Source organism: Bradyrhizobium sp. th-b2 (assembly GCF_000426785.1).
GTDB lineage: Bacteria > Pseudomonadota > Alphaproteobacteria > Rhizobiales > Xanthobacteraceae > Bradyrhizobium > Bradyrhizobium septentrionale.
The window spans coordinates 1-25,409 of sequence record NZ_AUGA01000016.1; the positions used below are offsets into that span (position 1 = coordinate 1).

The 25,409-nt window shown below is 64.6% G+C and carries 20 protein-coding genes, 1 tRNA gene and 1 pseudogene; 13 read left to right on the forward strand and 9 right to left on the reverse strand.

The window, feature by feature from the left end; genetic code table 11:
- Nucleotides 1-384 precede the first annotated feature (384 nt).
- Nucleotides 385-606 carry a hypothetical protein gene (locus tag K359_RS0119750; RefSeq protein WP_029080893.1) on the reverse strand — a complete coding sequence of 74 codons (222 nt, stop codon included), beginning with the start codon at nucleotides 604-606 and terminating at the stop codon, nucleotides 385-387.
- 200 nt (nucleotides 607-806) lie between these two features.
- Here K359_RS0119750 and K359_RS0119755 point away from each other — a divergent pair, with 200 nt between their 5' ends.
- The 4 genes from K359_RS0119755 to K359_RS0119770 all read left to right on the forward strand — a co-directional run bounded on the left by K359_RS0119755 (nucleotide 807) and on the right by K359_RS0119770 (nucleotide 4,733).
- Nucleotides 807-1,382: a hypothetical protein gene (locus K359_RS0119755; protein WP_029080894.1), complete on the forward strand. Its 576-nt coding sequence runs from the start codon at nucleotides 807-809 to the stop codon at nucleotides 1,380-1,382.
- A 476-nt stretch (nucleotides 1,383-1,858) separates the two neighbouring features.
- Nucleotides 1,859-2,752: a sce7726 family protein gene (locus K359_RS0119760; RefSeq protein WP_029080895.1), complete on the forward strand. Its 894-nt coding sequence runs from the start codon at nucleotides 1,859-1,861 to the stop codon at nucleotides 2,750-2,752.
- A 6-nt stretch (nucleotides 2,753-2,758) separates the two neighbouring features.
- Nucleotides 2,759-3,703 (forward strand): sce7725 family protein, encoded by a 945-nt coding sequence (locus tag K359_RS0119765; RefSeq protein ID WP_029080896.1) that lies wholly within the window; start codon nucleotides 2,759-2,761, stop codon nucleotides 3,701-3,703.
- A 121-nt stretch (nucleotides 3,704-3,824) separates the two neighbouring features.
- Nucleotides 3,825-4,733: an RES family NAD+ phosphorylase gene (locus K359_RS0119770; RefSeq protein WP_245284666.1), complete on the forward strand. Its 909-nt coding sequence runs from the start codon at nucleotides 3,825-3,827 to the stop codon at nucleotides 4,731-4,733.
- A gap of 331 nt (nucleotides 4,734-5,064) precedes the next feature.
- Here K359_RS0119770 and K359_RS0119775 read toward each other — a convergent pair.
- The 4 genes from K359_RS0119775 to K359_RS0119790 all read right to left on the reverse strand — a co-directional run bounded on the left by K359_RS0119775 (nucleotide 5,065) and on the right by K359_RS0119790 (nucleotide 9,142).
- Nucleotides 5,065-5,140 (reverse strand) — tRNA-Thr (locus tag K359_RS0119775).
- Nucleotides 5,141-5,248: 108 nt separating this feature from the next.
- Nucleotides 5,249-7,012 (reverse strand): heme biosynthesis protein HemY, encoded by a 1,764-nt coding sequence (locus K359_RS0119780; protein ID WP_029080898.1) that lies wholly within the window; start codon nucleotides 7,010-7,012, stop codon nucleotides 5,249-5,251.
- A 20-nt stretch (nucleotides 7,013-7,032) separates the two neighbouring features.
- Nucleotides 7,033-8,289, reverse strand: a complete 1,257-nt coding sequence (locus tag K359_RS0119785; RefSeq protein ID WP_029080899.1) for a COG4223 family protein — start codon at nucleotides 8,287-8,289, stop codon at nucleotides 7,033-7,035.
- A gap of 121 nt (nucleotides 8,290-8,410) precedes the next feature.
- Nucleotides 8,411-9,142 carry a uroporphyrinogen-III synthase gene (locus K359_RS0119790; RefSeq protein ID WP_029080900.1) on the reverse strand — a complete coding sequence of 244 codons (732 nt, stop codon included), beginning with the start codon at nucleotides 9,140-9,142 and terminating at the stop codon, nucleotides 8,411-8,413.
- A 197-nt stretch (nucleotides 9,143-9,339) separates the two neighbouring features.
- Between K359_RS0119790 and tsaD the strand changes: the two genes are divergently transcribed.
- Together tsaD and K359_RS0119800 are read left to right on the forward strand one after the other, a co-directional pair.
- Nucleotides 9,340-10,413, forward strand: coding sequence for a tRNA (adenosine(37)-N6)-threonylcarbamoyltransferase complex transferase subunit TsaD (tsaD, locus tag K359_RS0119795; protein ID WP_029080901.1), 1,074 nt, complete (start codon nucleotides 9,340-9,342; stop codon nucleotides 10,411-10,413).
- 13 nt (nucleotides 10,414-10,426) lie between these two features.
- Nucleotides 10,427-11,407 (forward strand): NAD(P)H-dependent glycerol-3-phosphate dehydrogenase, encoded by a 981-nt coding sequence (locus K359_RS0119800; RefSeq protein ID WP_029080902.1) that lies wholly within the window; start codon nucleotides 10,427-10,429, stop codon nucleotides 11,405-11,407.
- Here K359_RS0119800 and K359_RS0119805 read toward each other — a convergent pair whose 3' ends face one another.
- The gene (locus tag K359_RS0119805; RefSeq protein ID WP_029080903.1) at nucleotides 11,408-12,172 is read right to left on the reverse strand and encodes a haloacid dehalogenase type II; all 765 of its coding nucleotides are present in this window, start codon (nucleotides 12,170-12,172) and stop codon (nucleotides 11,408-11,410) included. It abuts the gene before it with no gap.
- 250 nt (nucleotides 12,173-12,422) lie between these two features.
- Here K359_RS0119805 and K359_RS0119810 point away from each other — a divergent pair, with 250 nt between their 5' ends.
- On the forward strand, nucleotides 12,423-13,550 hold the full coding sequence (locus K359_RS0119810) for an alpha/beta hydrolase (protein WP_029080904.1): 1,128 nt from the start codon (nucleotides 12,423-12,425) through the stop codon (nucleotides 13,548-13,550).
- A 153-nt stretch (nucleotides 13,551-13,703) separates the two neighbouring features.
- The gene (locus K359_RS0119815) at nucleotides 13,704-14,117 is read left to right on the forward strand and encodes an EVE domain-containing protein (RefSeq protein WP_029080905.1); all 414 of its coding nucleotides are present in this window, start codon (nucleotides 13,704-13,706) and stop codon (nucleotides 14,115-14,117) included.
- Nucleotides 14,118-14,276: 159 nt separating this feature from the next.
- Here the strand turns inward: K359_RS0119815 and K359_RS0119820 are convergent, their stop codons facing one another.
- Nucleotides 14,277-15,449 (reverse strand): DNA topoisomerase IB, encoded by a 1,173-nt coding sequence (locus K359_RS0119820; RefSeq protein WP_029080906.1) that lies wholly within the window; start codon nucleotides 15,447-15,449, stop codon nucleotides 14,277-14,279.
- 837 nt (nucleotides 15,450-16,286) lie between these two features.
- On the opposite strand from K359_RS0119820, the gene acs reads away from it, so the two are divergent.
- Together acs and K359_RS0119830 are read left to right on the forward strand one after the other, a co-directional pair.
- A complete protein-coding gene (gene acs, locus K359_RS0119825) occupies nucleotides 16,287-18,227 on the forward strand; it encodes an acetate--CoA ligase (RefSeq protein ID WP_029080907.1) in 1,941 nt (646 codons plus the stop codon).
- Nucleotides 18,228-18,610: 383 nt separating this feature from the next.
- Nucleotides 18,611-19,126, forward strand: coding sequence for a L,D-transpeptidase (locus K359_RS0119830; protein ID WP_029080908.1), 516 nt, complete (start codon nucleotides 18,611-18,613; stop codon nucleotides 19,124-19,126).
- A gap of 90 nt (nucleotides 19,127-19,216) precedes the next feature.
- Here the strand turns inward: K359_RS0119830 and K359_RS52445 are convergent.
- Both K359_RS52445 and K359_RS52450 read right to left on the reverse strand, forming a co-directional pair.
- A pseudogene (locus K359_RS52445) lies at nucleotides 19,217-19,818 on the reverse strand (thermonuclease family protein).
- A gap of 68 nt (nucleotides 19,819-19,886) precedes the next feature.
- The gene (locus K359_RS52450) at nucleotides 19,887-20,138 is read right to left on the reverse strand and encodes a DUF1674 domain-containing protein (protein ID WP_084518456.1); all 252 of its coding nucleotides are present in this window, start codon (nucleotides 20,136-20,138) and stop codon (nucleotides 19,887-19,889) included.
- Nucleotides 20,139-20,327: 189 nt separating this feature from the next.
- Here K359_RS52450 and K359_RS0119845 point away from each other — a divergent pair, with 189 nt between their 5' ends.
- From K359_RS0119845 to purH, 3 genes are all read left to right on the forward strand, one after another.
- Entirely contained in the window at nucleotides 20,328-21,674 is a 1,347-nt protein-coding gene (locus K359_RS0119845; protein ID WP_029080909.1) for an RsmB/NOP family class I SAM-dependent RNA methyltransferase, read from the forward strand.
- A gap of 117 nt (nucleotides 21,675-21,791) precedes the next feature.
- Nucleotides 21,792-23,543, forward strand: coding sequence for a heparinase II/III family protein (locus tag K359_RS0119850; RefSeq protein ID WP_051346216.1), 1,752 nt, complete (start codon nucleotides 21,792-21,794; stop codon nucleotides 23,541-23,543).
- A gap of 250 nt (nucleotides 23,544-23,793) precedes the next feature.
- Nucleotides 23,794-25,386, forward strand: coding sequence for a bifunctional phosphoribosylaminoimidazolecarboxamide formyltransferase/IMP cyclohydrolase (purH, locus tag K359_RS0119855; protein ID WP_029080911.1), 1,593 nt, complete (start codon nucleotides 23,794-23,796; stop codon nucleotides 25,384-25,386).
- Nucleotides 25,387-25,409: the final 23 nt, after the last annotated feature.

Sequence of the window (25,409 nt, forward strand, 5' to 3'; positions counted from 1 at the left end):
GCCCTACATCGTGAAGAGGACAATCAGAACCAGCACGGAAAGTGCGATTGAGGCGCAACCGGCTATCGTTATCCCGTCCCATTTCATGGGGTGAACGCTGAATCCTTTGTCGCTCCACTCGTTGATTTGGAAAGAACGAATAGCGTCCCACTCGCCAAATCAAAACAGGCCACTGTGCAGGAACGAATCCGGGTCAGGGAAATTGGACAATCGGGTGGATGAACTTTTCCCAGCCCCGTTCCATTCACCCTTAAAGTCCCAGCGCCTTCACCCCGGAGCGCTGGGATTTTCTATTTGCCACTCGCAGACGCGAAATAGGCCACCGAATCAAACAACGCCCCCAAGCTGAATGAATGCTTGGTGGCGCTGAGGGGAGCGCTCGACTCACCGGAGGCCCATCCGCTCTACGGCGATTTTCGCGATCTTACGCGGATCGTTGGTGCCTGCTGCGCAGATGTCGATAACGTCGCGAGCCACCATCCTGCAAAGTGGGTCGTCACGGTCAAGCACGCCTAGTAAGTGTAGGGCGTGATCGAAGGCCCTGTTCAGAAGTTCGATTTCCTCAGGCGTGCGTTCGCAGCCTTTCAGCAGCTGATTGATTGGCATTGTTCCAGCCCTCAGCAGTTCACTGGCGCAACTACACCAAGTTCCACTTATAGCACGGGGGGACAACCGTTTCATGCGAGACGCAGGCGCGGTAGGAGCGCCGGGGCCGATACGCTGCGGCGCTGGGCAAACAGGAAAAGGCCCGCCCGATTAAACGGATAAATTTGTGATAAGGCTAGATAACACCAACGGGGCCAATCGTGCCGACACTGCAAAAGCCGAAGCACGAAATTGTCGCCAATGCACTTGCCTCCGGTAAGAGCCAAGCCGAGGCGTACCGGGCGGCCGGCTACGTCTACAAGCCCGCGAATGCGAGTAGGCTTTGCAGACGACCGTCGATTGAAGCCCGAGTGCGAGAGATCGTAGAGGAGCGCGCCCATAGTGAGGCGAAGGCAAGAGAAATCGGCGTACAGCGTGCCGCACTTACGGAAGAGTGGATCATTCTCCGACTAAAGCATGTAATTGATTTATCTATCCGCGGGCTTCCGGTTTACGACCGGGACGGCGACGCGACTGGGATCTTCAAGCCCAATCTGGATGCTGCCATAAGCGGGTTGAAGCTGGCCGCGAAGATTGCGGGACTTCTTGTGCACAGACATGAGATTGACCAGTCCGGAGCATTCGCGCGAATGACGGATGCAGAGTTAAATCGAGCGCTGTTCGAGCAGTTTAAAGCGCTCGGGCTGTCGGACCGTGCGATGGTGGAGATTCGGGCATCTGTTTTTGCTGAACGATCACCAGCATCATGGTGTGCGGCGATTCAGGTTGGAGCGTGACGCATGTCCGTCGCCTACCATTGATAGCAGAAGTGCTGAGCGACGGACTTGCGACATTATGGCAGCCTCATAGAGCATCCTCCGGTGGTGCCCGCCAGTGGAGCCGGCCGCGTTGGAAATGAGCGACTGGCGAGGCTGCCATAGGCCCTAGAACCGGATCGGAACGAAGCGACCAGCTAAGCCTGTTATGAGGGTAAGCAGACGGGCTAGTGTGCTCCAGCATCACGAATTGGGCGTTGCTTGGTGCTCTACGCGCGTCGACCGTCGATAGAATTGCGACTTGTGGGCCGGCAGCCGTTGCACCACGCTTTGCTCAAACCCGACCCGGCGGCGGCCGCAGGAAGGACCCGTGATCTTCCCGAGCGCTATGAGGCTATCGTTCTGGTCGCCGAGGGCGTGGATTGCGCTTTCGGTTGGCGGAACTTCTGCTAGAATCAGCTATTCCTTTACGAGATTGCCTCGTGGGGGCGCCGAGGATGTCCGTGAAACCTACTGCAACCGAACTCTCCGTGCTGACTCGCTTCTTCTCCGCTGCCGTGTTCCGCGAGATGGCGAAGAAGGGACGTTCGGCATTGTTGGGCCGGCTTCTTGGGCAGACCGAGGTCGCCGACAAGTGCGGCCGACGGGCAACCGTGGCCGATGCCTTTGACGCGGCCTTCGCGGTCTTACAACAGGCAGGCCAGCGGGACGAGTACATCTATCGCGCGGCGCTCGCCCACAAAATCCTTATGGGCCGGCACTCGCTGCGCACGGCCTCGATGCTCAACGAATTTCGGGCCGGTGCATGCAAGGCGGACATCGTCATTCTCAACGGCACGGCGACCGTCTACGAGATCAAGTCCGAGCGGGACTCGCTCGCGCGTCTGGCCAATCAGGTTGAGAATTACAAGCGCGTATTCGCCTCGGTGAACGTGATCGCCAGCGAAGGGCATGTCGCAGGCGTGTTCGCCGTGGTGCCCGAAGACGTCGGCGTGATGTGCCTTTCGAAACGCTACCGGATTTCAACCGTGCGAGATGCGGTCGATTCTCCAGAGCGAATCTGCCCGGTGACAGTATTCGAATCATTGCGGGGCGCCGAGGCCGCCACGATCCTAAAGGCGTTGAACGTGCCAGTGCCCGTCGTGCCGAACACGCAGCGTCATGCAGCGATGAGGAAACTGTTCGAGTCCCTCGATCCAGCCGAGTTGCACGGCGAGATGGTGCGTACGCTCAAGCACACCCGAAATCTCGCACCGCTCAGCGAGCTTGTTGATCAGTTGCCGCGGTCATTGCAGGCCGCCGCGCTGTCAATTTCGGTGCGCAGGGCCGATCATGGCCGGATCGTCGAAGCTGTCTGCACGCCGCTCGATATTGCAAAGGCGTGGGCATAGCGCCGGATGTACCACCCATATTTCCGCGGCAAGCAATTCGAACTGATTGCGGTACGTGAGACCGCGCCAACGCTCGCCGCCATGGGGTTCGTGCCGATCATTGAGCCGGTGCGCGAATCTTTAAGCGGTCTGGAAAAAGCCCTTAAGGCGATTTGCGAAGCGGGCGGCCGGGCGATCGTGATCGTGAATCCGTACCATGGAGATCATCAGGAGGACGGCGCGAGCATCACAAATCTGCTTCAAGGCGGCTACATCGGCAACGACGCGATCTCGGCGGGCATTCTCCTGCGGAGCGACATGGCCCTTGCCGACGCGACCGAGAAGTACGAGACGCACGCGGACCATAATCCAACGTTTGTTCATGCCGGTTTCACGGCGCAGAAATCGCTTGCTGATTATCTTGGCGGTGGACTCGCGGCGTCGAGGCACGTGTTCATCGAAGATCACGCGAATACGCTCTATCGCAAGCACTTCGACGGTAGCACACGGGTCCTTGTGCGCGATGGCTTCAAGCGGCGAAAGAACGCCGAATATGCCAAGATAGAATTCGAAGAATTCTCAGAACTGCACCTCACCTACAGTAGTGATCTGAATATGCAGGGATTCGGCGATTTCCTTATCGTCGGCGACAGCTATTCTGAGACCGGTGGCCCAGCCTATGCGGTTGCCATCCACCTCACGTTCATCGATCCTGAAAAGGACGATGTCATGTACATCTACCACTTCGTTTCGACGACGAACGATACTCCCACCGATCCCGCAGGAAAGTTCGCGCAAGCACTCAAAAAGCTAATTGATAAGCTCAACACTGGAAATTCGAAGTTATTCGAGACAGACGCGATCAAAGAGTTTCGAGAACTTCATGCTAAAGGTCATTTTCCGGGCCTTGGCTATGTGAAAAAGCTCTCGATGAAGCACCACATCGAGACACTGGCCAAATATTTCGGTTGATTCTCGCATGGCCAAGCGGCGGTGCTGCCCAGAGTGCTTTGATGATCACGGGTTGCGGACTAGTATTTTCCCATCGCTAGGCTCGAGCAATGGGGCTTGTGACTTTTGCGGCAGCAAGAATGTGCAGCTCGTTGAGCCCGAAGCGCTAGGCACTGTTTTCGAAATGCTCTCCAACGTCTACGAGCGCGATCCGGATGGACAATCGCTCGTCGAATGGATGAAGGAAGATTGGAAACTCTTCTCTCATCCGAGAATGGATGTTGCTCACGCAAAGGAATTGCTTGGCGAAATTCTCGATGACGGAGAGATTGTGCGCCAAACATTCTCACCGTCGTCAAGCTATAAGAGCGAGGGTCTTGCCAAGTGGGAGACGCTGCGTGATGAAATGATGCACAAGAACCGCTGGTTTCTTGATATGGAGATCGATAAGGAGCGCTTGGCCGACCTGTTAGGGATGCTCATAATTAGAAACTTGCCGCCGAGATGGTTTCGGGCACGCATACGAACTGGCGATAGGACTTATGCTATCGATGAAATGAATGCTCCGCCAAAGCATTTGGCTTCGCATGGACGCGCCAACCCCGCGGGGATTCCTTATCTCTATCTTGGCTCGAAACCCGAAACGGCCTCCGCCGAGATTCGACCACACACCGGAGATGTCGCTTGTGTGGCGGACTTCACCATTCCAGCGCTTACCGCAGTCGATTTACGCGATCCGCGGAAACTCGTCTCGCCATTCATTCTCTCGGATGCGAGTCAAATTGGTCAGCTTCGGGCCGATCTTCCTTTCCTTGAACGGCTAGGCGATGAGCTAACACGGCCGGTTGTTCCGCAACGTGCGGCGATCGATTATATCGCGAGCCAATATCTGTGTGAGTTCATCAAAAAGCGGGGCTTCGACGGGGTGGTGTATCGCAGCTCGGTGAGCGACGGCATAAACCTCGCTCTTTTCGATCCAAGCAAAGCGACCGGCGGAACGGTGAATCTCTACAATATCGCGCGGGTCCACGTGGACGTTGAGCCGGGCTGATGACACCGGATCATCCTCGACAGCGCACGCCATCGGCCCGGCAATCGCGGCCATGGACATTGAGAATCCCCGCAACAGACTAGGGCGCCGCGCACGCTGGCACGCGCAATTCATTAAGCGTGCTCCCGTGGTGAAGGGCCGGCTCGACGCAAAAGGCATCTGCCGCCACCGGGGACGCGCTTGGATCGTTTGGGAGAAGAGCGTGACGGAGGCGCCACGCTCATTTGTGAGGTCCGGGGCTTTGGTGGTTACGCGGTGGTTCCTTGCCGAGGCGCCGGGACGAACCTAGAAACAGCGCGCACAGAAAGCTATGCTAAATCAGAGAGATAAATGGTGCCGCAAGAGGGATTCGAACCCCCGACCCCGTCATTACGAATGACGTGCTCTACCAACTGAGCTATTGCGGCGAACCGTTCGGCAACGGCCTGATAATTCGCGCCACCTGATATCGGGCATGACCCCGATTGGCAAGAAGATGCGGTTATTTAACCGCACAGCCGTTACCTAACCGCGAATTAGCTACCCAAACGCGCCAGAAATCCACGCCAGCCGCCGATCTGGGCCTTGGGCGGGCCGATTTGTTCCGCAAATTCGTCCACGGCGCCGTCCTCGTCGACCCCGGGGTCGTCGGGAGCCCGGATGATCGGGATCACGGCGGGGATTGGCGCCGGCGCGGCCTTGGGCAGGTCGGTCCGGGAGCGGAACAGGGGAGCCGGGGCCGTGGGCGCCGGTTCGGCCGCCGGCGGCGGGGCCGGCTCCGGTGCGGCGGCTTCGGCAGGGGCCGGCTCGGCCTCGATGGCGGCCGGCAGCGGGGCGTTATCCTGCACGGGCGGCGCGGCCGGCTCCTCCACGGGCTTCATCTCGACCGGCCTGGCCTCGACCGGCTCAACCGGCTTTGCCGCTGGCGGCTCATCGGCCACCTCCTTGGGCGGCTCGACCCGCCGCGGCGCCAGCATCGCCTCCTCGAAGGGCGAGGGCTCGATCGCATGGCCCTTGTCGGACGGCAGCGCCGCCACCGGCGTCTGCCACTGGAAGGCATCGAGACGCCCGGTGACCGGCGACACCGGGCGCCAGCGATCCGAGACATAGCCGTCGGCGGTCCACACCGGATCGTGCAGCGCGCGCACCGCGCGCAACGTCCAGGCCCGCGCCCGGCCGCTGTCGCCGTGCTCGGTGCGCTCGATCTCCGCCATCAGCAGCGCGACACGCTGCGTCGGCGCCGCAATGAACGGCTCCAGCGCCGCACGCGCCTTGGCGAATTCGGACGCATCGATCGCAGCACGCGCGATCGCCAATGCGCCTTCGATATGGCCCGGAGTCTTCGCCGCCAGCGTCTCGACGCGCACCAGGCGCTGGCGCGCGGCATCGCCGAGCCGGACATGGGAATAGGCATCGGCGAGATCCGGATGCGGTTGCGCCAGCCATGCGGTCTCGACGATGCGCATCGCACGGCGCACCTGATGCGCCTCGCTCTCGAATTTGGCTGATAGCACGGCAGCTGGAATCAAGGTCGGCGCCAGCTTGACCGCCTCCAGCGCGCTCGAGCGCGACAGGTCGCGATCGACAGTCTCGAACTCCAGCGCGCGCGCCGTCAGCAGCACGCCGCGCTGCCGCCGATAGGTCGCCTTGTCGATCAGTCCGGCGGTCTGGTTGTTGTCGATGATCGAGAGCGCGCCGGCCCAATCGCCCTTGGCACAGCAGAAGCCGAGCACCGCATGCGAGGCCCATGACGAGGACGGCGACATTTTCAGCGCCTCCTCGGCGATCATCACGGCCGCCACCGGATCGTCGGCGCGCTGCGCCTCGATGAACAGACCGCGCAGGCCGAGCAATCGTGTGTCCGGACGCTCGGCCATGGCGCGGAAGGCGCGCTGCGCGCCGTCGCGGTCGCCATCGAGCTGCGCCGATTGCGCGTGCAGCAACAGCGCCAGCGGATCGCCCGCGGCATGGCGCCGCGCCACTTCGGCATGCGCGCGGGCGCCTGCGGAATCGCCGTGCCCGATCGCGAGCAGGCCTTGCGTGATGGCATGACGGCCGCGGGCGTGACGCCGTTCGCGCCGGCCACGGCGGATGTGGCCGGGGACCTTCCACAGCCCGCGCAAGATCACGCCCGCCACCATCGAGGCGACGACGACGAGGCCGAGCAGGTACATCGGCTGCTTGGAGGTCAGGCGGAAGCCGCCCCATGACATCACGAGATCGCCGGGCTGATCGGCCATCCAGGCCGCGCCCGCTGCAGCGAGCGCGATCAGCAGCAGGAACAGAATGATGCGGATCATCGAGAACCTATTGCAAAGACTTACTGGTTGACCGTGGCGAGCGCCGCCATGGCGTTGTCGGCAAATTTACGCGACGCGTCGAGCGCGGCGCGGCGCGCGTCCACCTTGTTGAGCCAGGCTTGCGCCGCAGTGCGATCGGCCGGCGGCAACGACTTCAACTCACGCTCGGTCAATGCGAGGTCATTATGCACGGCGGCCGATGTCACGCGCGCGACGATGCTGCCGCGATCGGTCCCCGTGCCATCGGTCCGCTCGATGCGGATCAGCTTGGAGGCGCCGGCCTGCAAACGATCGACCAGCCCGGCATTCGCCGTCGCCGCTTCCGGCGCCGGCGGCGCCAGTTGCGGCACGATCTCGATCAGCTCGCGGCACAGCGCGTTCGGGCTCGGCACACCTGACGTCGCGAACGTCTCGAGCGGCTTCAGCATCGCGGGATCGTCGGCGAGCGTTTTCGCGGTCTCGAGCGCGGAGGCAAAGGGATCGCCATGACGAACCGCGACGTCGAGCAGCGATGCCGCGACCACGCGGCGCAGCGGCGCATCGTCCGCCTTCGCCTCGGCCTTGGTGTCGGCGATCTTGCTGTCCTGTCTGGCGATCGCGGCGCCCTGCGCCTTCACCGCGCCCTCGACCTTGTCGATGCGCGCCGTGATGCCGGAGATGTCAGGCGCAGCTACGCCATCGCGCGGCGCGGCTTTCGCGTCGTTGACCGCGGCCGCAAGCTTGTCGGATTGCGCCCGTGTTGCGGCAAGCTCGGTGCGCAGCGCGGCGATCGATTTGTCGAGCGCCTCCAGCCGCGCCGTCGCCGCAGGATCGGCAGCCGCCGTGGCCGGCCGGCTGGCCTTTGCTTCGAGCGCGGTCAGGCGCGTGCCGAGGTCGTCGATCGTTACCGCGCCGGGCTGCGGCGCCGAGGCCGTCTGCACCGCGGGCCAGCCGAGCAGCCAGCCGACCCCGATCACCAGCGCCGCCGCGACGGCGCCCGATACCGGCGCCACCACCCAGGGCGACACCGGCCGCGCCGGCTCAGTGTCCCGCGCCACGGAGGCGGTCTCGGGCTGCGGCTCCGCCTCCGGCGCAGCTTCGGGCTGGCGCTCGGCTTCAGCCGCGGTCGCGTCCGCCTCGGCAGCCTCGTTGACAGCTTCCTTGGGAGCCTCCTCGGCTCCCTCCGTCTTGGGCGGCTCGCTGGAGACCTCGGTCGCCTGAAGATCGATGGTCGGCGGCGCGCGCTTGGGCCGGGAATCCGGCGAAGGTCCTGGGTCGTCGGGCCTTTCTTCAGCCATCGCAGGGGGTCCTCAAAACTATTGGCCGCACATTCTATCAGAATCGGCCGAAGTTCTTAGAGCACGATCCGAAAAACCGGGCACCGCCTAACATCATGTCCAGACGAAAGAATTATACCGCTCACGGCCGCAGGGTGCGGCTGAGTGCCTCGAGCAGGGCGTTTTCGTCGGGCTGTGCCGCCACCACCAGCTTGGTCGCGCCGGCGTCACGGAGCACTGCGGCAACCGCCGCCGAAATGCAGCATTGCGGCAAAGCGAGGGCCGAGATCTCCACGCCATCGGCCCGTATTGTGTCCAGGAACGCCTGCGCGCTGCGGCGGGAATAATGCAGCACCGCGGTGATCCGGTTCGCCATGAAGGCGTCGCTGACCTCCCTGGGAAAGGCGGCTACCGGCGCCATCCGGTAGGTCGTATGGGTGACGACGGTCAGCCCCTTTTCGCCCAGTTCGCCCGCCAGATCGCGCGAGAGGTCGGCGCCGGCGAGATGGAGCAGCGTCGCCGAGGCCTCGAGTTCACCGGCCTTAACCCGCGCCAGCACGAGATCGCGCAAGCTGCTGGCATCGCCCTTGGCCACGATCACCCTGTCGAAGCCCGCAGCGCGCGCGGCATCGGCGGTGTGCGCCCCGACCGCAAACAGCGGCAGAGGCAACAGCCGGCTGGCCGTGAGATCGACCGCGCGCAGCGCATTGGCGCTGGTCAGGATAATGGCGTCATAATCTGAATCGTCATCGTCATGGAACGGCAACGGCTCGAAGCGCAACACCGGCGCCGCGAGGGCGTCAAAGCCGCGTCCCCGCAGCGTCGCGAGCGTCGCGTCACTGTCCGGATGCGGCCGCGTGACTAGGATCGTCACGGTTCAGGCCTCCAGCCTTGGATTGGACCTTGGATTGGACCTTGGAAAATGGACCTTGCCGACCGATTGCACTTCAAGACCTCGCAATGCTACCCCGGAGGGAACATTTCTAGTGAGCAGATCGGGCCGGAACCCGGTTCCGGCCCGTCCGGATCATGCTCGTAGCACAAGGGCCGAAATTGGGACACGAACCACCGATGCTGGTGTTGGGGATCGAGACCACCTGCGATGAAACCGCGGCCGCCGTGGTCGAGCGGCAGGCCGACGGGCAGGCGAAGATCCTCTCCAACGTCGTGCGCTCACAGACCGACGAGCACGCCCGCTTCGGCGGCGTGGTGCCGGAGATCGCGGCGCGCGCCCATGTCGACCTGCTCGACGGCATCGTCGCCTCCGCGATGAAGGAGGCCGGCGTCAGTTATGCCCAATTGTCGGCGGTTGCGGCGGCCGCCGGACCCGGCCTGATCGGCGGCGTGATCGTCGGTCTCACCACCGCGAAGGCGATCGCGATGGTGCACGATACGCCGCTGATCGCGGTGAACCATCTCGAGGCGCACGCGCTGACGCCACGGCTGACCTGCGCGCTGGCGTTTCCCTATTGCCTGTTCCTCGCCTCGGGCGGCCACACCCAGATCGTCGCCGTGGTCGGCGTCGGAGACTATGTGCGGCTCGGCACCACGGTCGATGACGCGATGGGCGAGGCGTTCGACAAGGTGGCGAAAATGCTGTCGCTGCCCTATCCGGGCGGGCCGGAGGTCGAGCGCGCGGCTGCCGGCGGCGACCCGACGCGGTTTGCCTTTCCGCGCCCGATGCTCGGCCGCCCCGATGCGAATTTCTCGCTGTCGGGACTGAAGACCGCGGTGCGCAACGAAGCGAGCCGGCTGGAGCCGCTCGAACCGCAGGACATCAGCGATCTCTGTGCGAGCTTCCAGGCGGCGGTGCTGGAATCGACCGCGGACCGCCTGAGCGTTGGCTTGAAACTGTTCGAGGAGCGGTTCGGCACGCCGCGTGCGCTGGTTGCGGCTGGCGGCGTTGCTGCCAACCACGCGATCCGCAGCGCGCTGCAGGATGTCGCGGCAGCGGCGCAGACCACGCTGATCATCCCGCCGCCGGCGCTCTGCACCGACAATGGCGCGATGATCGCCTGGGCCGGCGCCGAGCGGCTGGCGCTCGGCCTGACCGACACGATGGAAGCGCCGCCGCGCGCCCGCTGGCTGCTTGATGCCAACGCCAAGGCGCCGGCCGGCTACGCCAATAGCCGCGCCGGACATTGAACCGAGGGTTTTGATGCCCGCGCATAAGTCAGTCAGCGTGATCGGTGCCGGCGCCTGGGGCACGGCATTGGCCGAAGTCGCAGCGCGCGCCGGACGCGAGGTGACGCTGTACGCGCGCAATGCCGAACACGCGGCGCGGATCCAGGCGACGCGGATCAATCCGAAGCTGGCTGGCATCCAGCTCGACCCCGGCATCGTCGTGACGTCTGACATCGCTACTGCCGCCAGCGCCGACATCATCCTGGCCGTGACCCCGGCGCAGCATTTGCGTGCCGCGGTCGGGCATATCGCACCGCATCTCAAACCTGATACGCCTGTCATCGCCTGCGCCAAGGGCATCGAGCACGGCACGCACAAATTCATGACCGAGGTGATCGCGGAAGCAGCGCCTGGCGCCGTGCCCGCGATCCTGTCGGGACCGAGCTTCGCCGACGACGTCGCGCGCGGCTTGCCGACCGCGGTGACGCTGGCCGCCAGGGACGAGGCGCTGGCGGGCGCACTGGTGCAGGCCCTCGGCTCGGCGACCTTCCGGCCCTATCACACCACCGATGTGCGCGGCGTCGAGATCGGCGGCGCGGCCAAGAACGTGCTGGCGATCGCCGCCGGCATCGTGGTCGGCAGGAATCTCGGCGCCTCCGCGCTTGCGGCGCTGACCACGCGCGGCTTCAGCGAGCTCGCACGATTGGGCCGCGCCTGCGGCGCGCGCGCTGAAACCCTCGCCGGCCTATCGGGATTGGGCGATCTGCTGCTCAGCTGCTCGACCGCGCAATCGCGCAATTTCGCGCTCGGCCTCGCGCTCGGGCGCGGTGAAGCAGCACCGGTCGGCAAGCTCGCCGAAGGCGCGTTCACTGCGCCAGTGCTGTGTGAGCTCGCCGCTTCGCGAAAGGTCGACATGCCCGTATCGAACGCGGTCGCCGCGATCCTGAGCAACCGGCTGACCATCGATGCGGCGATCGAAGGCCTGCTGACACGTCCGTTCAAGGCCGAGGGTTAGTCAGCGCACCGTCGCGAAGGCGACGAGGTCGTTCAATCCCGATCCCATTCCGTCAGGCGCGACACCAAGCTCCTCGACCGCCGCGTTGGCGCGGTTGACCCAGAAGGTCGGATAGCCGAACCACTTCGCCCCGGCGACATCCCAGCCGGCGAACGCCGCAAAGACAATCTCTTCTTTCGGTAGCCCGAACGCATCGACGCCCATCTGGTAGGCGCGGGCGTCGGGCTTGAAGGCTTGAACCCTGTCGGTTGAGAGGTGAGGCTCCAACAGCTCCTCAAGCCCGGAGTTCTTGATGGCGGCATCGAGCATCGGCGCGGTGAGATTCGACAGGAACGCCATGCGAAGGCCTGCGTCACGCAGCTGTCGCAGCGCCGGCCCGACGTCAGGCCACGCCTTCAGCTCCAGATAGGTCTGCATCAGGCGGTCGCGCTGCTCCGCCAACAGATCGATCTTCATCGCCTTGGCCGCGAAGACCAGCGCGTCCTCGGTGACGCGCCAGAAATCGGCGTAGTGCCCACCAAGCGTCCTGAGCCAGCCATACTCGAACTGCCGCGTGCGCCACAAGGCGCTCAACTCGGCACCTTTGCCCGGAAACATTTCCTCCACGCGCGCGAATACCGGACGCGGATCGATGATCGGAAAACCGTCGAAGGCGATCGCCTTGAATGACGAGCGCCCTGCGGCGCGCACCTGGGACGGCAGCACTGCCGCCGTCGCGACCGAAACTGCGGTCATGGCCGTGAACGTGCGGCGATTGAGAAGCATGTGATCTCCGTCGAACGAGCGGCGACCGTTCACAGAAAAAGCGTACTGGTACAATCGCCGGATTACGACAGAGACCATTCCAGATTTCAGAACAATCGACGCCTGCTGGCGCGACCCTGCAGGCCGGAAAAATGCGCTCCAAAGGGTCTCGCAAGCCGCCCTTCACGGCCTGAAGGCGCTGTACTAGCGTGGCGGCGAACCGTCGGATCCCGGTCTAACAATCGAAAGGCGGATCCCAAGGGAAAAACACATGCGTCAACCGCAACGCGCCACCGTTTCGCTCAGCCTTGTTTCGCTCAGCCTTGCACTCGCCCTCGCCGCCTCGTCCGCCACGGTCCACGCCCAGACTGCAGCCTCATACGACGACCTTGCCAGGAGCGAGGCCACAGCCAACGCCGAGAACGGCAAGCGGGTCGCGCCGCTCAAATCGATCGGCAATCCCACCAGCGACGTCTCCCCTGAAATGCAGGCGATCATCGGCGCGCCCTATCCGACGCATTTCAACGCTGACCCGAAGACATCAGCGGAATGGAAGGAGCTGATCGATCGCCGTGCCAAGCTCTTGGTCGCGGGTCTTCCGGCGATGAAGGCGAAGCTCGGCGTCAAGGTCGAGGAAACCAAGATTGCCGGCGTACACTGCTTCATCGTCACGCCGAACAAGATCGCGCTCGAGAACCGGCGCCGCCTGCTGATCCATGTGCATGGCGGCGGTTACGTGTTCGGCCCCGGCGAGGCAGCGTTGCCGGAAGCCATCATGATGGCCGGCTTTGGCGGCTTCAAGGTGATCTCGGTCGACTACCGGATGCCGCCGGACTCCCCCTATCCAGCCGCGCTGGACGATGCGATGGCGGTCTGGAAGGAGGTCTTGAGGTCGCATGAGCGCCACCGGCTCGCGATCTTCGGCACCTCGACCGGTGGCGCGATGACACTCGCGATGGTGTTGCGCGCCAGGGACGAGAAGCTGCCGCTGCCGGCCGCGATCGCGCCGGGCACGCCATGGTCCGACATCGACAGGATCGGCGACAGCTATGCGAGCAATGAGTGGGTCGACAATGAGCTGGTGACCTGGGACGGCTGGCTCGGCCGCGCGGCGAAGCTTTATGCAAACGGGACCAGCCTGAAGAACCCCTACATTTCGCCGATCTACGGTGACTTCAAGGGCTTTCCGCCGACCATCCTGACATCAGGCACGCGCGACCTGTTCCTCAGCAACACGGTTCGCACGCACCGCAAATTGCGGCGCGCCGGCGTGATTGCCGATCTCAATGTCTATGAGGGGCAGTCGCACGCCCAGTACCAGATGAACGTCGACGCGCCCGAGACGAGAGAGGCGTTCACCGACATCGCCAAATTCTTCGATCGATATATGAAACAGTGAGCGTGATGGTTTCTTCATTTGAGGCGCTTTCTTCACGCGAACCGGTACCCACGTCGCGCGAAAGCGCGCTGATCGGATGCCTGCGCTTGTCGCGGGCATCTGTGTGCCTGTAGATTGCCGCGCAATCGGCGCTTTGGAACGGGGTGAGTTGCGATGAACTACTGGCTGGTGAAATCCGAGCCGTCGACCTGGTCGTGGGACCAGCAGGTCGCCAAGGGCGCGAAGGGCGAAGCCTGGACCGGCGTGCGCAACTTCACGGCGCGGCAAAATCTCGTCAACATGAAGAAGGGCGACAAGGCGTTCTTCTATCATTCCAACGAGGGCAAGGAGATCGTCGGCATCGCCGAGATCATCAAGGAAGCCTATCCGGATCCGACCGACAAGACCGGCAAGTTCGTCTGCGTCGACATCAAGGCCGACAAGCCGCTGAAGACGCCGGTGACGATGGCCGCGATCAAGGCCGACAAGAAGCTCGCCGACATGGCGCTGGTGAAGTATTCGCGGCTCTCGGTGCAGCCGGTGACGGCGGAGGAATGGAAGTACGTCTGCAAGATGGGTGGGCTTTAGCGTTCCAACGAACTCCACCGTCGTCCCGGCGCAGGCCGGGACCCATAACCACAGGCGAGCATTATTAGAGCGCGCCGTGGCTCCGGCTTGTTTCCGCAATCAACATTTGGGGTAATGGGTCCCGGCCTTCGCCGGGACGACGATTAAGGGAAGCCGAGCTTACGCTCCCGCCGCCATCACCACCTGCGCCAGCAACTGCTCGCGCTTGGACTGGGTGCGGTAGCCTCCCATCGTCGCGGCGAAGCGTTCGAGGATGCCGTCCTCGAAGGCGGTGACGATGGTGTCGTGGACATAGCTCTTGCGGCAGATCGCCGGCGTGTTGGAGAGCTGGTCGGCGGCGGCGCGGATCGCATCCAGCACCTGGCGCTTGCGGCCGCGCTGGCTGGTCGCCGGCGTGATCCGCGACAGCGACTCCACGACGACGGCCGACGCCATCAGCGTGCGGAAATCCTTCAGCGAGATCTTGATGCCGGCGATCTCGCGCAGGAACGCGTTGACCGCGGTGGTCGAGGCGGCGCGAACGACGCCGGAGCGGTCGTGATACTGGAACATGCGCTTGCCCGGGACACCGCGCAGAATGCCGATCGCCCGCACCAGCTTGGCCGCGTCGCATTCCTTACGCACGGCCTTGCCGCCCTTGGCCTTGAAGGTCAGCACCAGAGAATCGTCTTCAAGCGTGACGTTGGACTTCAAAAGCGTGGTGGCGCCGCGGGTGCCATTGAGGCGGGCATAGGATTCGTTGCCGGGCCGGATCGCGGTGCGCGCGATCAGCTCGATCACCGCCGACAGCGCGAATTCGCGCGTCGGCTCGTCGCCGGACAGGAACGCCGAGACCTTGCGCCGGATCTTCGGCAGCGCCGCCACGAGCTTGGCCAGCCGATGCGCCTTGCGCTGCTCGCGGACCTTCTCCCAATCGGCGTGATAACGGTATTGCAAACGACCTGCGGCATCGCGGCCGACCGCCTGCAAATGCGAGCTCGGATCGTTGGAATAGCGTACCTGGCGGTAGGCCGGTGGAACCGCCATCGCGTGCAGCCGGCGGATCGTCCGCGCATCGCGGACGCGCGAGCCATTGGCACGGACGAATGAATAGTTCTTGCCGCGCTTGATGCGGCGGATGGTCAGCTCGTTCTGGTCGCCGAGTCGCAGGCCCAGATCGCGCGCCAGATCCTCAACGGAGGTCTTGATGGGCGCGTCGAGGTTGAGCTTGGCTCGCGGTGGCTGCAACCTTGCCTGCGGCCGCTTGGGCCATTGGCCCAGCGCCTTCGCCAGGGCGACAGCGGGATCGGCGGACATGGGCCGCACAGCCGCGATGTTCTGCTGATCCATCATACTTCCAAGACGCCTTGTTCCGCTGTTCTCCCGGTAATGCCGTTGCTTCGGGCTTCGTTCCGGTGGGGCCGTCCGGCCTCGGATTGGCGATTTAGGGCGTCGGGGCCGACATTGCGAGTCGCGAATCAGTTATTGACGGTTTCTAATTACCTTTCATGGGTGCCATTCGCCCGTAACCTTGATTTTGGCCTGTCCGGGACCGGTCAAAATGGCGGGATCAATGCCCGGAACTGGCTTTGGGAGGGCCGAGCAGGCCGGGCCGGACCGCGCAGACCAGGTCGGAGATCGTGCCCCTTCGTGCGCAATTCCGCGCTCGCACGCCGCCTGATGCGGACGGCCCACGGCTGGCCGAACCGCTGGCCCGCGGGCAGGGTTTGCGGGGGTCACGAACCGGCGTCGCCTCGACAAATTCGTAGCTCACGGGCCATCAGGCCATGCCGGTCGCCGGCGGAGCAATTGTCGGCGTCGATCATCGCGGCGGCGTCCGACACTTCGTTCAACTCTGCCTGAAGCCGTCGAGCCAAGTCGGCGCCGGCGGGTCGTCATCGTGCGCTACACTGCTGCTGTGACCGCGAGCTGCACAGAGCGCGACATCACTACGACCAAGAGACCAGCGACGCGGAGCACGCGATCGCGCATAGGTTTCGCTCGTCAACGAGGCGCGGTAAACCGCCCGATCAGATGCGGAGGCCGGCGGAATGTCCGGCGGCTTCCCCGCGACGAAAGTGACAGTCCTTTTTCCTTGCCGGGCCGGAATGCGGCAACGCATAATCGCGGCAATGATCAAGACGGCTTGCCGTCGCGTCGTGTGCGATCGGCAATGAGTGGAGGAAAGCGATGTCCGAGAAGATCTATGACGTGTCGGCCGATTGGGCCAAGCGCGCTTACGTCAACGACGCCAAATATCGCGAGATGTACGCGCACTCGGTCAAGGACCCCAACGGCTTCTGGGCCGAGCACGGCAAGCGGGTCGACTGGATCAAGCCCTTCAGCAAGGTCGAGAACGTCTCCTTCGCGCCCGGCAACATCTCGATCAAATGGTTCGAGGACGGCGTGCTGAACGTCGCCTGGAATTGCATCGACCGCCACCTCGAGAAGCGCGGCGACCAGACCGCGATCATCTGGGAGGGCGACGACCCCTCCGAATCCAAGCACATCACCTACCGCCAGCTGCACGACGAAGTCTGCAAGATGGCCAACATCCTGCGCACCCGGAACGTCAAGAAGGGCGATCGCGTCACGATCTATCTGCCGATGATTCCGGAAGCGGCCTACGCCATGCTGGCCTGCGCGCGGATCGGCGCGATCCACTCGGTGGTGTTCGGCGGCTTCTCGCCCGACAGCCTCGCCCAGCGCATCAAGGACTGCGATTCCAAGGTGGTCATCACCGCGGACGAAGGCCTGCGCGGCGGCAAGAAGGTGCCGCTGAAGGCCAATGTCGATGCCGCGATCGCCAAGACCGGCGGCGTCGATTGGGTCGTGGTGGTGAAGCGCACCGGCGGTGCGATCGACATGAACCCGACCCGCGACCTCTGGTATCACGAGGCCGCCGAGATGGTGACGACGGAATGCCCGGCCGAGCACATGCACGCCGAGGACCCGCTGTTCATCCTCTACACCTCGGGCTCGACCGGCACGCCGAAGGGCGTGCTGCACACCTCCGGCGGCTATCTCGTATTCGCCTCGATGACGCATCAATACGTGTTCGACTATCACGACGGCGACATCTACTGGTGCACCGCCGACGTCGGCTGGGTCACCGGCCACAGCTACATCCTCTACGGACCGCTCTGTAACGGCGCGACCACGCTGATGTTCGAGGGCGTGCCGAACTATCCGGACAATTCGCGCTTCTGGAACGTGGTCGACAAGCACAAGGTCAACATCTTCTACACCGCGCCGACCGCGATCCGCGCGCTGATGCAGGGCGGCGACGAACCGGTAAAGAAGACCTCGCGCAAATCGCTGCGCCTGCTCGGCTCGGTCGGCGAGCCGATCAATCCGGAGGCCTGGGAGTGGTACTACCGCGTGGTCGGCGACGACCGCTGCCCGATCGTCGACACCTGGTGGCAGACCGAGACCGGCGGCATTTTGATCACGCCGCTGCCCGGCGCCACCAAGCTGAAGCCGGGATCGGCGACGCGGCCGTTCTTCGGCGTGGTGCCGGAGATCGTCGACGCCGACGGCAAGACGCTGGAGGGCGAGACCTCGGGCAATCTCTGCCTGATCAAATCATGGCCGGGCCAGATGCGCACGGTCTATGGCGACCATGCGCGGTTCGAGCAGACCTATTTCTCGACCTACAAGAACAAGTATTTCACCGGCGACGGCTGCCGGCGCGACGCCGACGGCTATTACTGGATCACCGGCCGCGTCGACGACGTCATCAACGTCTCCGGCCACCGCATGGGCACCGCCGAAGTCGAGAGCTCGCTGGTCGCGCATGAGGCGGTGTCGGAGGCCGCGGTGGTCGGCTATCCGCACGACATCAAGGGCCAGGGCATCTACGCCTATGTCACGCTGATGAAGGGCACCGAGCCGACCGAAGCGCTGCGCAAGGAGCTGGTCGCCTGGGTCCGCAAGGACATCGGCCCGATCGCCTCGCCGGATCTGATCCAGTTCGCGCCGGGCCTGCCGAAGACGCGCTCCGGCAAGATCATGCGCCGTATCCTCCGCAAGATCGCCGAGGACGAGCCGTCGAGCCTCGGCGACACCTCGACGCTGGCCGATCCCGCCGTGGTCGAGGACCTCGTCGAGAACCGGCAGAACAAGAAGTAATCCGGTTACAGCACCATCGGGACATCAAGGAAGGGCCGCGCGCGATCACCGCCGCGGCCTTTCGCTTTGCTGGAGCAGCGCTCGCGACCGCCATCCAACGTAATCTCATCACACTCTGGCATCGGCCATTTCACGGGATTGTCAGAGGCAAGGCGGCACCGAGGCGCGTTTGCGGCCAAGTGTTGTTTTCAGGTCATTTACTTTAATCCGAACTTTTTCTTCTCTCCGGCCATCAGGACGTGTCTCGCGGCCGCGATGAAAACCATCCGGTTAAGACACGCGGTTAATATTGCGTGCGCGAGACCAGCGAGCCCGGTTTTTTCAGGGCTCTGCACCTTCGTTTTTGGCCCCCTCGTCGGGGCCGTTGGGAAGTGGAGAGGTTGATGTCGTTGAAGATTGCGGTGGCGCTGGCTGCCACCCTTGGTGCTGTTGTTTCGATGTCGCAGACGGCCGAAGCGCGGCCGGAAATGGTGGGAATGCACGGCGATGCCTATGAGCCGGGCACCATCGTGGTGAGGACCAACGAGCGGCGGCTGTATCTCATTCTCGATTCCGGCCACGCGGTGCGCTATCCGGTCGGCGTCGGCAGGTCCGGCAAGCAGTGGGCCGGCACCACACGGATCGACGGCAAGTATCGCTACCCGGCCTGGTCGCCGCCCGCAGAGGTCAAGCGCGACAAGCCGAGCATCCCGAACGTGATCGCAGGCGGTTCGCCGGCCAATCCGATGGGCGTGGCCGCGATGACGCTGACCGGCGGCGAATATGCCATCCACGGCACCAACAGGCCGGGCTCGGTCGGCGGCTTCGTGTCCTACGGCTGCATCCGCATGCTGAACGACGACATTACCGATCTCTATTCGCGCGTCTCGGTCGGCACGACGGTCGTCGTCACCCGCTGATTTCCGCAAAAGCTCGCGAGGAAAAAGCCGCGCATCCGCGCGGCTTTTTGTTTGCCGATCCGGTACCGTGGCAGCGGTGACCGCTGTCGCTTAGCGGATCAAATTTCCGCACCAGCCGAAGCGGTGGCCACCATTGTAGGCGCGCGCATGGCCGGATGCGAGCAGCGCAGCCGAGACGTTTTCGGTCTTCTTCGTCGCAACGTCGGCGACAACGCGTCCCTGATATTTGTCGGGACCGATATTGTAGATCGCGACATCGCCCTGGCCGAGCAGATCGCGCAGCGCGACAGTTGCCGCTTCCGCCATTTGCAGTTCGCGCTGACAGGATGCCTTCAGCTCCGGCGCGTCGATGCCGCGCAACCGGACCCGTGTGTAAGATAAGGCCCCGGCGCGAGATGCACCCGCGCCTCGAAGGTGTCGCCATCGATCGTCCTGATGACATCAATGCTGTGCCTGACGTCAGGCGCACCGGCACGTTGCCAGATCACGTCAGTATCGTGCGACCGGTTCAACGGCCAATGCGACGGTACCCATTGAGGCACCCATTGGCGGATCGGAAGCATGCTGCCGACGGCGATGCCGAGCACGAACACCCAGGGCAGCGCCGCCGAGACGCGCCGGCCCCAAGGCGACCGTCGGAAGGGCGGACGTCCCGTCCCACGATAAGGATTTATTCTCTCGTATGGGGACATATTCCCAGACTGGCCTGAGTCGAGACGCCGGGCAAGACTCTCCGCAAAACCCTTAAGAAGTCCGGCTCTCAGAAGTCCGAGGCGATGCCCTTGGTCTCCCAATCGCCGTAACGCGTCGGTTCCGGCCCCTTCGGACCCTGGTATTCCTTCGGCCGTGCGGCCGCTTCCTGCGCGGCTAGCTTCTCGGCAGCCTTGCGCCGCGCTTCGGCCTCGGCGAGCGCGCGCTGCGCCGCCGGCGTCAGCGGCTTGTGCGTCGCGGGTTCCGGCGACGATGCAGATTTCTCGGACGCAGATTTCTCAGACGCAGATTTCTCAGACATGGCAGACTTTCTTGGCAAAACTTTCTGCCTGCGGTTTTCGTATCTCTGTGTTGGCTCAGTGACGACATCACGATCGCGAAATCCCGCAGGGTGATTCTTACATTTGGCATATTCGCATGCCAGAGGTGTTCTCGAGTTGATGGGCATGAGCCGAATGTAACTCCAGCACCTTCGAGATATCTCCGCTTCATGCCCCCTTCAAGATTTGCAGTTCCTGCCGAAGTCCCCGGTCTCGCGGCACGCCGTATCGCGGCCGACATCCTCGACGGCGTGCTGCACAAGCACCGCACGCTCGACGATCAGCTCGACGGCGCCGGCGCGCATCCCGGCCTGAAATCGCTCGCCGATCGCGATCGCGCGCTGATGCGCCGGCTGGTCTCGACCATACTGCGTAAACTCGGCACGCTCGGCCATCTGCTGTCGCGCCTGCTCGATCGCGGCATCCCGACCGATGCGCCGCGTGCGCAGAGCGCGCTGCTGATCGGCGCCGCGCAGATTCTCTGGATGGATGTGCCGGATCACGCCGCGGTCGATCTCTCGGTGCGGCTGGTGCAGTCGGACCGGCGTGCGGCGAAATATGCCGGGCTCGTCAACGCCGTGCTGCGCCGCTGCGCGCGCGAGGGCCAGGGCCTGATCGATGAGACCAGCGCGCAGACGCTGGACCTGCCGCAATGGATGCTGGCGCGCTGGAACGCGCATTACGGCGAAGCCACCGCGCGCGACATGGCGCTGGCGCTCGGCCATGAGCCGTCGCTCGACCTCACGGTGAAGTCGGACGCGCCGCAATGGGCGAGCCGTCTGCATGGCGAGACGCTGCCGACGGGAACCGTGCGCACGCTGCTGCAGGGTTCCGTCACGATGCTGCCGGGTTTTGCCGAAGGCCATTGGTGGGTGCAGGACGCCGCCGCCGCGCTGCCGGTGCGCCTGTTTGGCGACATCAAGGACAAGACGATCGCCGACCTCTGCGCGGCGCCCGGCGGCAAGACCGCCCAGCTCGCGCTTGCAGGCGCACACGTCACCGCGATCGACCGCTCGCCGGCGCGGGTCGCGCGGCTGCGCGACAATCTCACGCGGCTGGCCTTGGAGGCCGAGACGATCGTCGCCGACGCCGCCGAATGGCCCGCGGCGGCCGGAAGCTTCGACGGTATTCTGGTCGACGCACCCTGCAGCTCGACCGGAACCATCCGCCGCCATCCCGACGTCGCCTGGCTGCGCCAGGAAGGCGATATCGCGGCGCTATCGGCCCTGCAGAAGCGGCTGCTGCAAAAGGCCACCAATCTGCTGAAGCCGGGCGGCACGCTGGTCTACTGCACCTGCTCGCTGGAGCCGGAAGAAGGCGAGCAGGCGATCGCCGCGCTGCTGGCGAGCGAATCAGGCCTGCGCCGTGCGCCGGTCGAGAAGGACGAGGTCGCCGGCCTCGACGACATCATTACCGCCGACGGCGATCTGCGCACCCTGCCCTGCCATCTGCCCAACGCCGACCCACGGCTGGGCGGGCTGGACGGGTTTTACGCCGCCAGGCTGGTTAAGTCCTGATTTTAAACTTCAGACTTCTAAGCTCGAAGTGATTCGTGCGGTATCAAGAGGGTGTCTTGGCCGCATTTCCGGATTAAATAAGGATTCGTTGAAAATTCCCTCCCCGCAAGGTTAGGCGTGTCGGTCGCTCAAAGCAGACGCATCTCGACGCTGATTGCTGGCCGCTTCGCGCGCAGCGTGATCGCGCGCGCCAGCGGGAGCACGGTTGCGCTGTCGCGGCTGTGGCCCGGCCGCACCGACCGGCTGATCATCGCCCCGCATGATCTGAGGACCGCCGACGCCACCCGCGCCGCCGAGATCTATGCCGGGCGATTCGTCTTCGCCGGCAAGATCGTCACCTGCCACGGCCGCTCGATCTTCGACCTCGAGCCGCCGTCGGAGGATTGGGAAGCCGCCCTGCTCGGCTTCGGCTGGCTGCGCCATCTGCGCGCCGCCGACACCGCGCTGACCCGCGCCAATGCCCGCTCGCTGGTCGACGACTGGATCTCCAACCAGGCGCGCAGGCGGCCGCTGGAGCGCCGCGCCGATGTCCGCGCGCGGCGCGTGATCTCGCTGTTGTCGCAGGCACCGCTGGTGCTCGGCGATACCGACGGAAAATTCTACCGCAAATATCTGCGCGGGCTGGCGCGCGAGATCCGCTATCTGCGCTACTCCATCCTCGACAATGACGGCGTGCCGCGCCTGCAGGTCCTGATCGCGCTGTGCTATGCCTCGCTCTGCCTCGCCAACCAGGCGCGCAATATCAAGACGACCACGCGCAAGCTGTCGGACGAATTGCAGCGCCAGATCCTGCCCGATGGCGGCCACATCTCGCGCAATCCCGGCGCGCTGGTCGAGCTGCTGAGCGATCTGTTGCCGCTGCGCCAGACCTTTGCTGCACGGAATATCGCGCCGCCGCCGGCGCTGCTCAACGCCATCGACCGCATGATGCCGATGCTGCGCTTCTTCCGTCACGGCGACGGCAGCTTCGCGCTGTTCAACGGCATGTCGACCGCGCCGTCCGATCTGGTCGCGACGCTGCTCGCCTATGACGACACCCGCGGCGTGCCGATGGCGAGCATGCCGCATAGCGGCTTCCAACGGCTCGATGCCGGCAGCACGGCGTTGATCATCGACACCGGCGCCCCGCCGCCGCCGAGCGTCAGCCAGGATGCGCATGCCGGCTGCCTGTCGTTCGAGCTCTCCTCGGGGCCGAGCCGCATCGTCGTCAATTGCGGCATGCCGTCGACCGGGCGCGACAATTGGCGGCCGTTCGCACGTTCCACCGCCGCGCATTCGACGCTGACCTATCGCGACACCTCGTCGTGCCAGTTCGTCGAGCTGTCGGCGATGAAGCGGCTGTTGCGCGGCGCGCCGATCACCAGCGGCCCCAACAATGTCGAGAGCTACCGCGAAGCGGTCGCCGACGGCGACGTGCTCACCGCCTCGCATGACGGCTATCTCTCGCGCTTCGGTGTGATCCACCGCCGCGTGCTGATGGTCTCCCAGGATGGCACCCGGCTCGAAGGCGAGGACTCGCTGTCGCCGGCGCCGGGCGGCCGCATCAAGGGCAGCGAGGCCGATTTCGCGCTGCGCTTCCATCTGCACCCTTCGGTGAAGGCGAGCCGGCTGTCGGATGCCCGCGGCGTGATGCTGGTGCTGCCGAACCGCGACGTCTGGACCTTCGAGGCGTTGGACGACAAGGTCGACCTCGAGGACAGCGTGTTCCTGGCCGGCAATGATGGCCCGCGCCGCACCTCCCAGATCGTGATCCGGCAGGACGCAAGGCAGGCCGCCACCATCCGCTGGAGCTTCGTGCGCTCCTCGACCTCGGCCACCGCCACCAACGCGCGCCGCAACGCCCGCCGCGAGCCGGAACTGCCGCTGTAGGGCGACCGAACGACTCCCGACCGTCGTCCTGAGGAGCGGCGCTTACGCCGCGTCTCGAAGGATGCACGGCCCGGCTGGTGGCCGTCGACCCTTCGAGACACGCTCCGCGCTCCTCAGGGTGACGGTTAGACAGGGCCGAGCGATTTCGCCCCAATCATCCGCAATTTCGGGGGAATCGGCCCCGGAGACCGGTTTCGTAGGGCACCAAACCATGCTACCCGGCTGCCTTAACAGCCAGGGATTTCCTAGAATGACCGAACAGCTTCGCCGCGTGACCCGCGCTCTGTTGTCCGTTTCCGACAAGACCGGACTGATCGATTTCGCCAGGGCGTTGGCCGACCATGGCGTCGAGCTGGTGTCGACCGGCGGCACCGCCAAGGCGATCGCGGCGGCGGGGCTGAAGGTCAAGGACGTCTCCGAGCTCACCGGTTTCCCGGAGATGATGGATGGCCGGGTCAAGACACTGCATCCGAAGGTGCATGGCGGCCTGCTCGCGATCCGCGACAACAAGGAACATGCCGCGGCGATGGCCTCGCACGGCATCGCCCCGATCGACCTTCTGGTCGTCAACCTTTATCCGTTCGAGGCCACCGTCGACAAAGGCGCCGGCTTCGAGGAGTGCATCGAGAACATCGACATCGGCGGCCCCGCGATGATCCGCGCCGCGGCGAAGAACCATGACGACGTCGCCGTGGTGGTCGAGGCGCAGGATTACCAGGCGGTGCTCGACGAGCTCGCCGCGCACAAGGGCGCGACCTCGCTCGGCCTGCGCCGCCGGCTCGCCGCCAAGGCCTATGCCCGCACCGGAGCCTATGACGCCGCGATCTCGAACTGGTTTGCCGTGCAGCTCGACACCAGGGCGCCGGACTTCCGCGCCTTCGGCGGCAAGCTGATCCAGTCGCTGCGCTATGGCGAGAACCCGCACCAGACCGCGGCGTTCTATGCCACGCCGGAGAAGCGGCCGGGCGTTGCGACCGCACGCCAGCTGCAGGGCAAGGAACTGTCCTACAACAACATCAACGACACCGACGCGGCCTATGAATGCGTCGGCGAGTTCGATCCGCAGCGCACCGCGGCCTGCGTGATCGTCAAGCACGCCAATCCCTGCGGCGTCGCCGAGGGTCCCGATCTCGCCACCGCCTATGCCCGCGCGCTCGCCTGCGATTCCACCTCGGCCTATGGCGGCATCATCGCGGTCAACCGCAAGCTCGACGCGGACGCGGCGCGCGCCATCATCGGCATCTTCACCGAGGTGATCATCGCGCCCGACGCGACCGAGGAGGCGATCTCGATCATCGCCGGCCGGCGCAATCTGCGCCTGCTGCTTGCGGGCGCGCTGCCCGATCCGCGCGCACTCGGCCTCACCGCCAAGACCGTCGCCGGCGGCCTCCTGGTGCAGAGCCGTGACAACGCGGTGGTCGAGGACATGAACCTGAAGGTCGCGACCAGGCGCGCGCCGACCGACGCCGAGCTGCGCGATCTCAAATTCGCCTTCCGCGTCGCCAAGCACGTCAAGTCGAACACCATCATCTATGCCAAGGACCTCGCCACCGTCGGCATCGGCGCCGGCCAGATGAGCCGGGTCGATTCCGCACGTATCGCCGCGCGCAAGGCGCTGGATGCGGCGGCCGAGCTGAAGCTCGCCGAGCCGCTGACCAAGGGGTCGGTGGTCGCCTCCGACGCGTTCTTTCCGTTCGCCGACGGCATGCTCGCCTGCATCGAGGCCGGTGCGACTGCGGTGATCCAGCCCGGCGGCTCGATGCGCGACGACGAGGTGATCAAGGCCGCGGACGAACACGGCATCGCGATGGTGTTCACCGGCGTGCGGCACTTCCGGCACTGACGCAGCATCGTCATTGCCGGGCT

Coding starts and splice junctions, on each gene's coding strand:
- K359_RS0119750 (WP_029080893.1), bottom strand. CDS start 606: ATGCCAATCAATCAGCTGCTGAAAGGCTGCGAACGCACGCCTGAGGAA.
- K359_RS0119760 (WP_029080895.1), top strand. CDS start 1,859: ATGTCCGTGAAACCTACTGCAACCGAACTCTCCGTGCTGACTCGCTTC.
- K359_RS0119765 (WP_029080896.1), top strand. CDS start 2,759: ATGTACCACCCATATTTCCGCGGCAAGCAATTCGAACTGATTGCGGTA.
- K359_RS0119780 (WP_029080898.1), bottom strand. CDS start 7,012: ATGATCCGCATCATTCTGTTCCTGCTGCTGATCGCGCTCGCTGCAGCG.
- K359_RS0119785 (WP_029080899.1), bottom strand. CDS start 8,289: ATGGCTGAAGAAAGGCCCGACGACCCAGGACCTTCGCCGGATTCCCGG.
- tsaD (WP_029080901.1), top strand. CDS start 9,340: ATGCTGGTGTTGGGGATCGAGACCACCTGCGATGAAACCGCGGCCGCC.
- K359_RS0119800 (WP_029080902.1), top strand. CDS start 10,427: ATGCCCGCGCATAAGTCAGTCAGCGTGATCGGTGCCGGCGCCTGGGGC.
- K359_RS0119805 (WP_029080903.1), bottom strand. CDS start 12,172: ATGCTTCTCAATCGCCGCACGTTCACGGCCATGACCGCAGTTTCGGTC.
- K359_RS0119810 (WP_029080904.1), top strand. CDS start 12,423: ATGCGTCAACCGCAACGCGCCACCGTTTCGCTCAGCCTTGTTTCGCTC.
- K359_RS0119815 (WP_029080905.1), top strand. CDS start 13,704: ATGAACTACTGGCTGGTGAAATCCGAGCCGTCGACCTGGTCGTGGGAC.
- K359_RS0119820 (WP_029080906.1), bottom strand. CDS start 15,449: ATGATGGATCAGCAGAACATCGCGGCTGTGCGGCCCATGTCCGCCGAT.
- acs (WP_029080907.1), top strand. CDS start 16,287: ATGTCCGAGAAGATCTATGACGTGTCGGCCGATTGGGCCAAGCGCGCT.
- K359_RS0119830 (WP_029080908.1), top strand. CDS start 18,611: ATGTCGTTGAAGATTGCGGTGGCGCTGGCTGCCACCCTTGGTGCTGTT.
- K359_RS52450 (WP_084518456.1), bottom strand. CDS start 20,138: ATGTCTGAGAAATCTGCGTCTGAGAAATCTGCGTCCGAGAAATCTGCA.
- K359_RS0119845 (WP_029080909.1), top strand. CDS start 20,328: ATGCCCCCTTCAAGATTTGCAGTTCCTGCCGAAGTCCCCGGTCTCGCG.
- purH (WP_029080911.1), top strand. CDS start 23,794: ATGACCGAACAGCTTCGCCGCGTGACCCGCGCTCTGTTGTCCGTTTCC.